The following is a 12,226-nucleotide window of genomic DNA, read 5'->3' as shown; positions in this document are numbered from 1 at the left end:
GAGTCTACGTCTTGCCCTCCAATCAACCGCTAGTGTAATCTAAAAAATAAAAGCATATTTTTATACTAAAAAACCGAACATATTTGATCAATCACTCAAATAAGTTCGGTTTTGTCTTAGGGTAAAACATTTTTGTCCCAGCCCCGCTTCTTTTATCTTGGACGATCTGATGCCGTATACAAAAAGCTAACGTGATCCTGTACAGGAATCCAGGCTCCAATTCCTTGTGATGTTACATTTTTCACCACAATTTTCACATTTTTACCTTTTAACACAAGGTAGACTTCCCCATAGGTTACTTTACCTTTTTCACTTACAGCTGGAGTGTAAGCATAAAGATAGCCTAGCTTTTTGACTGGAACGTTATAGACTTGATCCTTTTTTGTTCCCGCTCCAACGATGGTTTGGAAGGACAAAGGCAGCTTCGTCTTGTCCATTGCTTTTAGCATCATCATTTCCTTAACATCCTCGGCATTTTCAACCTTGGAGGTAAGTCCACCTTTGATGTTTTTCTGTGCTTCTTGACGATAATGGATCTGTTGAGGCATTTTCCCCCCACGATTGTCTGTGTAGTTCGTATTGATTTTTTGATATTCCCAATTTACACTCGTCTCAGAGGATTCATAGGATAACGGCCATTGACCGAGATAAATAGTAGCTCTATACCCAATTGCCACTGGCGACGGAGAAATATTGGATTCATTGAAAATTTTGATTAGCTTAGGGTTTTCAATTTTCACATTAGAAGAATCAATTAGTTCTTGCGAGAGCTCACTCGGTTGTAAATAAGGAACATCCTGTGATGGATTTGGATACGTATTATCTTTCGAAATATCGAGAACGGAATTTGGTATTTCTAGTTTTTTCTCGTTATCCTTAACCTTGGTTTCTTCTGCGTGAACACCGCTCCATGTAATACCAAAAGACATGAGGGTAACTAAAAGCAATTGAAGAATGCGCATGCTAAAAAGACTCCTTTCTTTCAGTTAGCTTATAAATCTATGTATGGTTATCTTTTTCGAAGAATAGTAAGATTATCCATTGATTATGAAACTTTTTTGATGAAAAATCGTAAAGGGAGAAAAGGGGGTATAGAAATGAAAACACCGACATGTCATCAATGCAACAAACAATGGAAATACAAAGAAACCTGGAAGGCATCTTTGACCTTTAAACAGGAAATGAAGTGTCCAAATTGTGGGGAAGTTCAATTTCTTACAAAGAACGCTCGACAAAAAATAAGTTTCCTCATGTTTTTTGTTTCGCTTTTAAATTTGCCTTTAATTATCTTTGCATTTGAAATGAAATTTGGAATACCGCTTCTTGTGTTCTCTTACTTTATTCTGATCTCATTCTACCCGTATATTTATAGGCTGAGCAGTGAGAACGAACCTCTATGGTAGATGGAATTTCGGTTTTGCATGAAACTACATAATCAAATAATCCGCCTTTATAGTTAGTTGTGTAAAATATCAGTAATAGAGATTGGATTTAATATCAGCATAACCGGATTAATTATTCCACGATTCGGATTTATTATTTTCTAAAATAACAGCACAGAATCCTTTGGCATCAACTCTGCATAGTTTGGCACGAACTTATGATTGCAACCAAAAATTAAAAACACAAGAGCCACTATCAGATCAGCTCCCGTGTTGTAATTTTTTATATAATCTTTCTAATACAGGGAAAAATAGTTGAATTAGCGGTCCAATACCAAATGTGATGATAAAGGTTCCAATCCCAATCGGTCCTTTGAAGATAAGGGCTGCAATTAACGCACCGACCTCACCGATCGTTTTCGCTGTCATCATCTTTATTTTTAAGCGTTTTTGTATGCCAAGCATGAGGTTATCAATTGGAATAACAGGAAGTTTTGATTGTAAGTAAGTAGAAATACCAATAGCCATCAACGTCATTCCAATAAGGAGAACTATAAAGCGAATGATCAAGCTTTCTGGTGACCATTCTGGTAACACTTGTATCAACCAGAAGTCAATGAAAACACCCACTAGGAAAATCGTGATGACAGCCAAGTAATCAGGTTTTCTTTTGTGTAACCAGGCGTTGATGATGATTAGTATAATACCTACAATAAATACCCAGCTACCTACCGTTAAACCAAATGTATTAGAAAGTCCCACGTTCAGTGCATCCCATGCCCCCGCACCAAGGTCAGATATTATGGATAAGCTAATCCCAAAGGATAAAATAAACAAACCGATTAAGTAAAATAAAACTCTGGTAAACATTCCACAAGCACCTCTTCTTTTCACCTGTCCTACTTTACCATTGTAAGCACGAAACAACAAAATATGAATTTTAAAAATCAATTAGAATATTCACAACGTTTAGTTTATATATTTTACTATATCTTGGATGAAGGAGGGGTTTAAAGCTATTAAGCATCTCAATGTGAAGGAGTGATTTTCCAACGCAATCATATAAAAGCTTTTTATTCCTTAGTTTATTACGTACTTAAAATGTTTCACTGCGCCAGCCATAGGGAGGCCTCTGTGTTGCTTTTCACACAGAGGCCTCCTTGTTTTAATATCATTATGCATATCCTATAACAGAAAAAAACCAATTCCCATAATAAAGTATGCAGCTAAAACTGTGGCCCCTTCGAACCAGTTTGTCTCCCCATCATTGGAGATGACAATAGCTAGTAAAACTGCTGTTACCATGGCAATTAATTCTGGAACAGTAAACACAAGAGACATTGGTTTTTCAAAAAAGAAGGAAATCAAAACAAGAAGTGGCGCTACAAACATGGCAATCTGAAGTGTGGATCCGACTGCAATCTCGACTGCAATGTCCATTTTATTTTTATAGGCCATGATGATCGCTGATGCGTGTTCTGCCGCATTTCCTACTATTGCTACGACAATGACTCCGATAAATAGCTCTGTCCAGCCAAATGCTTCGCCAACTTCTTCAAAGGTATGGACAAGCGACTCTGACACGTACGCGACTGCAAGTGTAGCTAGCAATAGGATGAGAATAGCTTTCTTTTTCCCCCATTCTGCTTCTTCTTGCTCAACAGCTTCGTTTTCTGTGTCGGACGTTTGGTATACTCCCCGGTGTGTGACAAGCTTAAAGTACAAGGCAGCTAAGTAAAGGAGAATTAAAATAATGGATATCCCGACACTTAAAGTATAGGTGTTCTTCGGCTCCATCTCTTGTGAGAAAATCTCTGGAATCACAAAGGCAACTAAAACAGCAAATACTAGGAGTCCTGAATTATGTCTGGCATCAAAAACATTAAATGTTTGCCGTTTATATTTGATTCCTCCAATAAAAAATGAAAGTCCCATTACGAGCAACAAATTTCCTATTACCGACCCTGTCAAAGAGGCCAATACCACTGTGATGAGTCCCGCTTTCAAAGCAAAAAAGGCGATAATAAGCTCCACGGCATTCCCAAATGTCGCATTTAACAGTCCTCCAACCCTTGGTCCTGTATGTATGGCGATGCTTTCTGTGGCGCGACCCATGAAACTTGCCAGTGCCACAATGGTTAAACAGTAAATAATAAACAAAAGTACAACTGGCCAATGGAGAAGGGAACCAAGGACTGACAGAGGGAAACCGATTGCTATCATCAGAAAAAACACTTTATACATATACTCACTCACTTCACATTTTTACCCTTATCATTTCCTTAAAAGGAATAGATTATCGTTTTTCTCTGGTTAAAATTTCGGCGAAAATGGCACATTAACAAAAGAAACTATATGTGAAGGGTGCTGTGAAATATGAATGCTGATTTAAAACAAAAAATTACTGCGATGATATCTAACCATAAAATAGGAACACTGGCTACTATAAGAGACAATCGTCCCTACTCTCGCTTCATGTTATTTTTTCATGAAGAACTTACCTTATATTGTGCAACAAACAAAAATACACATAAGATGCAAGACATTCATGCAAATCCCCGCGTACATATCCTTTTAGGGATGGATGCTGTCGACTTTCATAAACCTTATGTAGAAATGGAAGCAGAAGCAAGCTTTGAGGACAATAGTGACCTTAAACAAAAATTCTGGAATGCAAAGCTGTCCGAATGGATGAAAAGCCCGGAAGATCCGGATTATCTTTTATTAAAACTTACTCCTTCGATTATTCGATATTTTGAAAGTGCTGGAAGTGACCCAGAGGTTTGGGAAAGATAGCTATATGATAGAAGTATTCCCCATACACCGTGTTATACTATTGATATAACAACTTAAAACGTAATTGGGGGTACTTCTGTGCTTAAAACGTCCCTAGCCAAAAAGATAATGAGAGAAATAAAGGACTTTATTAAAGAGGACCTTATCATGGTAGATACCGAGGGAACGATTATTGCCAGTACTGATTCCAAAAGAGTTGGGACATTTCATGAAGGTGCTCTATTCGCGATGAAGGAAAACCAGATGCGTGTGATTACAAAAGCGGATGAACAAATACTACAAGGCGTGAGAGCAGGAATCAACCTTCCGATTCTCCATCAACAAAAAGTAGTCGGTGTCATCGGTATCACTGGTTCTCCAGAAACAGTCCTTCCTTACGGCGAATTAATCAAAAAAATGACGGAACTACTTATTCAAGAAAATCATTATCAAGATCAGTTTGAATGGGAGGCAAGAACACTTGAAACCTTTGTGTTTGATTGGTTATTGGCAAAAGAGTCCCTTACTTCCATTGAAAAGCGTGCCGAGTTATTGGGAATCAACCTTCAGCTTCCCCGCCAAGTAGCATTAATGGAATGGCAAAATGAAAGTGCAATAGCTACCGAACTTGCACTTAATCCCGATGATATCATTGTGCGCTGGGGAGAGAAACGAATGATTCTCTTGCTTGCCCCATCTGATGAAGAATCTACTACACGGAAGATTTCATCTATTCATCAAAAACTTGAGAACCATACTCAAGCACCTGTATTTCTTGGAGTTGGACAGAATACTTCCTCTACTAATATTCAATCTTCCTATCAAGAAGCAGAAAGAGCGCTGAAAACCTGCACACCTGAAAAGCCTATCGTTTTTGATTCAGATCTACGTCTCGAAATCATGCTACAGGCAATTCCACTTACGGAGAAAACTGCTTTTTCTTCACGAATTTTAAAGAGTGTTCTCGAAGAAAATGAATTACTGGAAACATTAAAAACCTATTTCAAATCCCATCTTTCGTTAAAAGATACAGCAATGATGCTACATATTCACATCAATACTCTGCATTACAGGCTAAGAAAAATAGAATCGCTCACTAACCTGCAGTTAAAAAATGTAGACGATCTCACCGCTCTTAATGTCTCTCTTCATTTTTTAGAGGAAACTACAAAGAACTAGCCTATTTAGCACCCTCTTTTTAGTGATATACACATAGAATCCCCCTTCTTTGTTTTATAGAATGAAAGAAAACATTCTATTACAAAGGAGGGGTTTTTGTGATATCGGAAAAGGCAAAAAAAAGATTCATTGAAATTGTTGGAGAGGAAAACTATAGAGACAGCGCGGCAGAAAAGCTTGTATATTCTTATGATGCGACTCCAAACTACCAGGCGATGCCAGATGCGGTAATGGTCCCAAGGAATACTAAGGAAGTTTCGCAAATTGTTAAGTTGTGCAACGAATTTAAGATTCCAATTGTCCCTAGAGGATCTGGAACTAATCTCTGTGCGGGGACCTGTCCAACAGAAGGAGGAATTGTCCTTCTTTTTACACGGATGAACCAAATGCTTGAGATAGATGAAGAGAATTTGACTGTTACGGTACAACCGGGGGTTGTGACGCTCGACATGATTCAAGCAGTGGAAGCAAAAGGGTTATTCTATCCACCAGACCCAAGCTCTATGAAAATATCAACCATTGGCGGTAATATTAATGAAAATTCTGGTGGACTAAGGGGACTGAAATATGGGGTTACCCGTGATTATGTACTTGGTCTAGAGGCAGTGCTGCCTAATGGGGACATTATCAAGACCGGCGGAAAGCTTGCTAAAGATGTGGCTGGCTATGATTTAACAAGGCTATTAGTTGGCTCAGAAGGAACTCTTGCTGTCATTACTGAGGCTACAATGAAGCTTGTCCCTATGCCCGAAACGAAACAAACGATGCTAGCATCCTATCAGGATATGGAAGCAGCTGCAAAGGCAGTGTCCACTATCATCTCCCATATGATTATTCCGGCAACACTAGAGTTTCTTGATCAGCCCACCCTTGAGGTAGTTGAAGATTTTGCCAAAATCGGTTTACCGACTGACGTTAAAGCGGTTCTGCTCATCGAACAGGATGGGCCACTTGAAGTCGTTGTTCGTGATATGAAAAAAATGCAGGAAATATGCCTGCAGTCTGGTGCTGTATCGGTTGATATGGCTCAGTCCGAGTTAGAGGCCGAAGCTCTCCGAACCGCTAGACGTTCTGCACTATCTGCACTCGCTCGGCTGAAACCAACAACCATTTTAGAGGATGCTACCGTCCCGCGTTCTGAAATTGCCACGATGGTCAACGCGATTAACGAAATTGGACTAAAACATGGGGTGAAAATTTGTACATTTGGGCATGCTGGTGACGGTAACCTCCACCCTACTGTTCCAACAGACGCCAGAAATCACGAAGAAATGGAACGGGTCGAAGCTGCCTTTGAAGATATTTTTGCAACTGCCATTGAGCTAGGTGGCACTATTACAGGAGAGCACGGAGTCGGACTCATGAAAGCACCTTATCTAGAATGGAAGCTTGGTACCGAGGGCATTGCAGTAATGAAGGCAATCAAACAGGCTATTGATCCATTAAATATTATGAACCCAGGAAAAGTGTTCGCAAAGGAAACAAGAAAACGGGTGGTGATTTCTAAATGACAAAAATGCAACAAGCTTTTAAAGAGAGAATGGATGAAGACGAACTGTTAAACTGCATGCGCTGCGGCTTTTGTCTCCCTTCATGCCCTACTTACGTGGAATCTGGATATAAAGAATCCCACTCGCCTCGAGGTAGGATTGCCTTAATGAAAGCTGTCGTGGATGGCATTATAGAACCAGATGAAGATGTGGAACGTTCCCTTGATCTTTGCCTTGGCTGCCGAGCTTGTGAACCCGTTTGTCCATCCGGCGTAAAATATGGACACCTTTTGGAGGAAGCACGAGATATTATCCAGCAGCATAAGAAACACTCTGTACCTGTAAGGGCCCTACGAAAGGTTGTCTTTGATGGCGTATTTCCTTACCAAAACAGAATGCGCTTGCTAACTAATTTCCTCGGCATCTATCAAAGGTCAGGACTTCAAGCAGTTGCTCATAAAACGGGTGTGATGAGGCTTTTTCCAGAGAGCCTAGCAACCATGGAAAAAGTACTTCCAAAAGCTCCAACTATGAAAGATATGAAGAATAGACCGACCGCCCTTCCGACTCTTGCTTCCAAACAAAAAAGAGTTGCCTTTTTTACCGGATGCCTGATGGATACCATGTTCCTGGAAACCAATAATGCCACGTTGACATTATTGCAGCATGCAGGATGTGAAATAGTGATACCACCTGAGCAAAACTGCTGCGGCGCCCTTCATGGCCATAGCGGAGAAAAGAGCAAGGCAAAAGAGCTTGCTATAAAAAATATAAAGGCTTTTGAAAATCTAGACGTCGATTATATAATTACTAATGCAGGAGGCTGTGGAGCCTTTCTCGTTGATTACGATCATCTCTTAAAAGATGATTCAGACTGGTCATCACGAGCTAGTGCATTCCAATCTAAAATCAAAGATATTTCAGCAATTTTAGTAGAGCTTGGTTTCCATAAAAAGCACAAGCTTACTCTCCGTCCCCAGCGTGTTACCTATCAGGATTCCTGTCACCTCCGTAATGTACAAGGCACGTTTTTACAGCCCCGACTTTTACTTCAGGCTGTAGAGGGTGTAGATTTTTTTGAAATGAAGGATGCAGATCGCTGCTGCGGTTCCGCCGGCATTTATAACATCACAGAATCAGAAATGTCTATGCAAATTCTTGATCATAAAATGGAAAAAGTAGCAGAAAGTGAAGCAACGACTATTGTAACCGCAAACCCCGGATGTCTTTTACAAATGAAGCTTGGAATTGAGCGTGAAGGACTCACTGGCATTCTTCGTGCCGTTCATATTGCAGATTTCTTAATGGAAGCCCTTGATATTACAGAGGCGGATGTTGAGACAGTCATGGAAAGGTAATTTTTTGTGGACTTATGAATGGCGCGGTTAAAAAATGGATGAATTATCCTTTTTTTTGAAACGATTAACAGATAATTGAGTGTTCCATGCATGTACTTTTTTTGCGGGACTGAGATTGGTGGTTCTTCCATTTTCTATCCTGCATTTGACCTTTGCTGGACTGAAATTCGCGATTCTCCCATTTTCTGTCCTGCATCTGTTCTTTGCATGACTGAAATCGGCTTTCTTCTTCTTTTCAGTCACGCATCTGCTCTTTTCATGACTAATATCGGCGTTCCTCTTTTTTTCAGTCACGCATACCCATCCCCCTTTAAGTGGTTGCGATCGATTGGTGCATAATATAAACAGTAAGTAGCTGCTATACTTTTGGCACGTTCCTCCAAAACAAAAAACAAGAAGGAAAAACTTCTCATACTTCCTTCTTGCTTTCCCCCTTACTCCTCCTTCATTGCATCTGCTTTTGTCGGATGCACCGTCCCAAATGGATGATTAGGTGGGGCATAGATAGAGTAAAGTTTAAGTGGTGTGTTTCCTGTATTTGTTACGTTGTGCCATGTTCCTGCTGGCACCATAATGGCAAAACCATCTGATACTGCTCGTTGGTAATTTAGATTTTCTTTTGTTGGACCCATTTGTACGATCCCCTGCCCAGCTTCTAGTCTCAGAAACTGATCGACATTTTGATGAACCTCAAGTCCAATATCATCCCCTACATTGATGCTCATCAACGTTACTTGCAAATGATCCCCTGTCCATATGGCAGTCCGGTACGTGTTATTTTGTTTGGTAGCTTGATCAATATCAATCACAAACGGTTGTTTTCCGTAGTCCTTCATTGGAATTCGTTCCATGTAAGATTGTCTGTAATTGACTGGAGATGAATAGTAAGTATGACCTCGATAATCTCCCGATGGATTCCAATAGCTATTTGGTGTCTGCCAATAATAGTAGTATGGATTGTACACTTTCTTCATTCCTTTCCAATATGGTCACAATAGTCTATGCTGCCCAAATTGGGAAGGTACTGAAAAGTATATGCTTTCGCACCTCATTATAAAAATTTTGAAAGAGAATTGAAACATAGCTATCATTTAGTCGAGTAAACTCGCCTCCAATTTTTCCACAAAGCTTGCCGAAATTTCTAAATCACTTTGCTTCAATGCTGCATAGACCGTACCAAGGATAGGTTTACGAACTGCAATTTTAAATAGAATTGGGAGATTTTCCTGCTCTACTTTTTTCTGCAAATAGTTAAGTAGACCATGTGCATGTTGGTTAATTCCTCCGGTAAGAACAATTGGAAATTCAGTGATACTATGTATACTGCCTTCTAGCAACCTATTTAATAGTAGTTTAATATCCTTGAGCATCGCTTCAGCTACTTGCTCAATCATAAAAGTGCAAACTAGATTTCCGATATTAGACTCCTCTACTACAATTCTGGCAGCTGATGCTATTCTGTCTCGTGTTTTCCCTTGCTCATACACCACTGGAACTAGATCCGGAATGTATTTTACCTGAAAATGTTCTAATACTGCCAAAGAAAGTGCACAATCTATAACTCCTTCATCAAATCTTGCAAACACATACTCTATTAATTTATTTCCAAGCGTAAACCCACTGTAGCCATCATTTATTAAATAACCCCAGCCACCTACTCTGGCACGCTCTTGTTTCTCATTTACTCCATACGCAATAGAACCTGTCCCACTTATGCAGACAATTCCTGGTTCTCCCTTCGTTTCTGAGTACAAGGCAGTAATGGCATCATTGTCAACTGTTATGGAAGGTGAATGTCCAAGGAGATCCGCCAGTAGATCTTGAAACCACTCTTTTTTACCCCCACTCTCCGCTCCAGATATTCCAGCAAAGACAATGTCATCTGCTGTCAATTTTTGTTTTATATCTAATTGTGAAAAAAGATTTTCAAACTCTAGTTTAATTGCTTCTCCATTTGCGCTATTAGGATTGGTCGGGCCAACTGTTGCTAGTTTTAGCACTATTCCACTCTCATCAACGACGACACCTGTTGTCTTGGTGCCCCCACCATCAATGCCAATAATCATCGATTTCACTCCTTCGTTTTCTTTAACTATAGAATATTTTTCTAAAACAAATAAAGGTAAAATTGATAGTAAATACAATAAGTTGTAAAATAAACGTATAAATATATTATTTATGAAATAGGGGGAGAACCTGCCAAGGGTTCTTTTTAGTGTGCATGGCTATGCAACATGAATTTCGGAGGAAACATACATGACAACGATTATGCAGGACATCCAAAAATTGTTCCCAAGTGCTGACGGAAATCAGCCTCAACGGGAAGAATTGCTTGGATATATGAATCAGATATTAACGAAAATGGATGAACTAAAGGATCCAAATAAACTAACTTTAGGAGACATGCCCAATTATTCGGAAGATTACTATAACCGTATCATCCAAAGTGCTTTTGTACCAGAGCAAGGGGTGTCTATGGAAGAGACCATTGAAAAGTTAATGGAACTTGTAAAAGGGCATCGATACTTAAATAGTAACTATTTAGCTAATGCTACGCCACTTCCTAATATCGCTAGTATTCTAGGTAATTTAGTGATGGTCCTTTTAAACGGGAATAATCTTTGGGATGTAGATGGATCAGCTGCTGCAAACGCGGAAGTTCGCATTACAAGTATGCTTTCCAAAATTGTTGGGTATGACCCAGTAGAAAGTGCCGGTTATACGACTTGGGGTGGTCAAGGAGCTGTTTTCACTTCCCTTCGATTAGCGATTGCTCGTCAATTCCCGCTATCAAATAAAGAAGGTATACCAAATAACCTCTATTGTTTCTGTTCTGAGCTATCTCACTTTAGCCTTTATAAGTCTATGGAAGCGACAGGCTTAGGTATCAATAACATGGTTCGCGTAAAAGTGAAGAAGGATCACTCCATGGATTTACAGGACTTAAAAATGAAAATGGAAGAAGTTATTGCACACGGTGGAATCCCTATTTATGTATTAGCAACAATGGGTACTACTGATACATTTGGTATAGACGATATTTACGAAATGAAAGAAGTTTTAAAGGAAATGGAGCACACCTATCAGTTGGCACCAGTTTACATCCACGCTGACACTGCTATGGGCGGAATGTACACTTTCTTTAATGAATATGATTTCCATCTTAATCCCCTTGCATTTGATGAGGAAGTAAAAGATGTGCTAGAGATTTACCAAAGTAAATTTAGACATACCCACTTGGCCGATAGTATGGTCTATGATTTTCATAAGCTTGGCCAAACTCCATATATTACGAGTTTATTATTATTCAAAGACAAAAAAGATTTAGTTTATCTGGATTTGGACGCTTCGGAAACGCCATATGTAGGGAACAGAGGGTACGGCAGCTATCATACAAGCTATACGCTTGAATGCTCTCGAATGGGAAGCTCCATCGCAATTTATGCTTCTCTGTTAGCTTTTGGTTTTGAAGGATATCAGCAGATGCTAGCAAACTACCTAAAAGTGAATATAGCTTTTAGAAAAGCGTTAAAAGCAGAATTCACAAATGTAGAACTCACCAATGACGTTTCACCGGTAACTACCTTTAGATTCTATCCGGAATACCCTCGATGGCAAGAGGAGCTTAACGGACAATTAACAAGCAATGAGGTTACGGGAATTAACCTATACAATGAAGAATATGCGGAGTTAATCGGGTTAGATCGCGACATTATCTTCTTTGGTAACACGAAGAAACAACGATTGATAAATGTAAGTGACAATGAGAACCGCTTACCAGTATATGTGCACAAATTTTATACAACCAATCCATACACAACTGTAGAGGAAGTCGACCGCTATATTACGTTTTTAAAAGAACATATGGCGATTCATCTTAAAGCAATATCCGTAGCAGAACTAGTATAAAAGCATAAAAAGAAGGGGCTGGGACAAAAATGTTTTAGCCTAAGACAAAACCGAACTTATTTGAGTGATTGATCAAATATGTTCGGTTTTTTAGTATAAAAATATGCTTTTATTTTTTAGATTACACTAGCGG

General features: G+C 39.4%; 12 protein-coding genes. 6 read left to right on the top strand and 6 right to left on the bottom strand.

Translation table 11 applies throughout. From position 1 onward, the window contains the following. Positions 1-152: 152 nt before the first annotated feature. On the bottom strand, positions 153-962 hold the full coding sequence (locus LRP81_RS22250; RefSeq protein WP_230505259.1) for a YfkD famly protein: 810 nt from the start codon (positions 960-962) through the stop codon (positions 153-155). Positions 963-1,001: 39 nt separating this feature from the next. Between LRP81_RS22250 and LRP81_RS23560 the strand changes: the two genes are divergently transcribed. Then, positions 1,002-1,403, top strand: a complete 402-nt coding sequence (locus LRP81_RS23560) for a TIGR04104 family putative zinc finger protein (protein ID WP_399208216.1) — start codon at positions 1,002-1,004, stop codon at positions 1,401-1,403. 240 nt (positions 1,404-1,643) lie between these two features. Here LRP81_RS23560 and LRP81_RS22245 read toward each other — a convergent pair whose 3' ends face one another. Continuing rightward, positions 1,644-2,252 (bottom strand): YczE/YyaS/YitT family protein, encoded by a 609-nt coding sequence (locus tag LRP81_RS22245; protein WP_230505257.1) that lies wholly within the window; start codon positions 2,250-2,252, stop codon positions 1,644-1,646. Positions 2,253-2,567: 315 nt separating this feature from the next. Further along, entirely contained in the window at positions 2,568-3,626 is a 1,059-nt protein-coding gene (cax, locus tag LRP81_RS22240; RefSeq protein ID WP_230505255.1) for a calcium/proton exchanger, read from the bottom strand. A 132-nt stretch (positions 3,627-3,758) separates the two neighbouring features. Between cax and LRP81_RS22235 the strand changes: the two genes are divergently transcribed. The 4 genes from LRP81_RS22235 (at position 3,759) to LRP81_RS22220 (ending at position 8,184) form a co-directional block, all read left to right on the top strand. Then, positions 3,759-4,178 (top strand): pyridoxamine 5'-phosphate oxidase family protein, encoded by a 420-nt coding sequence (locus LRP81_RS22235; protein ID WP_230505254.1) that lies wholly within the window; start codon positions 3,759-3,761, stop codon positions 4,176-4,178. Between the two features lie 78 nt (positions 4,179-4,256). Continuing rightward, complete coding sequence (locus tag LRP81_RS22230) at positions 4,257-5,336, top strand: CdaR family transcriptional regulator (protein ID WP_230505252.1); 1,080 nt, start codon at positions 4,257-4,259, stop codon at positions 5,334-5,336. Positions 5,337-5,434: 98 nt separating this feature from the next. Then, entirely contained in the window at positions 5,435-6,847 is a 1,413-nt protein-coding gene (glcD, locus tag LRP81_RS22225; protein WP_230505250.1) for a glycolate oxidase subunit GlcD, read from the top strand. Further along, positions 6,844-8,184: a (Fe-S)-binding protein gene (locus tag LRP81_RS22220; protein ID WP_230505247.1), complete on the top strand. Its 1,341-nt coding sequence runs from the start codon at positions 6,844-6,846 to the stop codon at positions 8,182-8,184. The genes glcD and LRP81_RS22220 overlap by 4 nt, the downstream gene beginning before the upstream one ends. A gap of 27 nt (positions 8,185-8,211) precedes the next feature. On the opposite strand, the gene LRP81_RS22215 is transcribed toward LRP81_RS22220, so the two are convergent. From LRP81_RS22215 to LRP81_RS22205, 3 genes are all read right to left on the bottom strand, one after another. After that, complete coding sequence (locus tag LRP81_RS22215) at positions 8,212-8,478, bottom strand: hypothetical protein (RefSeq protein ID WP_230505245.1); 267 nt, start codon at positions 8,476-8,478, stop codon at positions 8,212-8,214. Between the two features lie 140 nt (positions 8,479-8,618). Then, positions 8,619-9,158 carry a cupin domain-containing protein gene (locus tag LRP81_RS22210; protein ID WP_230505244.1) on the bottom strand — a complete coding sequence of 180 codons (540 nt, stop codon included), beginning with the start codon at positions 9,156-9,158 and terminating at the stop codon, positions 8,619-8,621. A gap of 117 nt (positions 9,159-9,275) precedes the next feature. Beyond that, complete coding sequence (locus LRP81_RS22205; RefSeq protein WP_230505242.1) at positions 9,276-10,250, bottom strand: N-acetylglucosamine kinase; 975 nt, start codon at positions 10,248-10,250, stop codon at positions 9,276-9,278. 202 nt (positions 10,251-10,452) lie between these two features. Between LRP81_RS22205 and LRP81_RS22200 the strand changes: the two genes are divergently transcribed. Next, positions 10,453-12,093, top strand: a complete 1,641-nt coding sequence (locus LRP81_RS22200) for a pyridoxal phosphate-dependent decarboxylase family protein (RefSeq protein ID WP_230505261.1) — start codon at positions 10,453-10,455, stop codon at positions 12,091-12,093. The last annotated feature ends 133 nt before the right edge of the window (positions 12,094-12,226 follow it).

The sequence above is a fragment of the Sutcliffiella rhizosphaerae genome (assembly GCF_917563925.1).
Classification (GTDB): domain Bacteria; phylum Bacillota; class Bacilli; order Bacillales; family Bacillaceae_I; genus Sutcliffiella_A; species Sutcliffiella_A rhizosphaerae.
The sequence above is the reverse complement of the archived record's forward strand: the minus strand, read 5'-3'. Positions and strand labels throughout refer to the sequence as shown.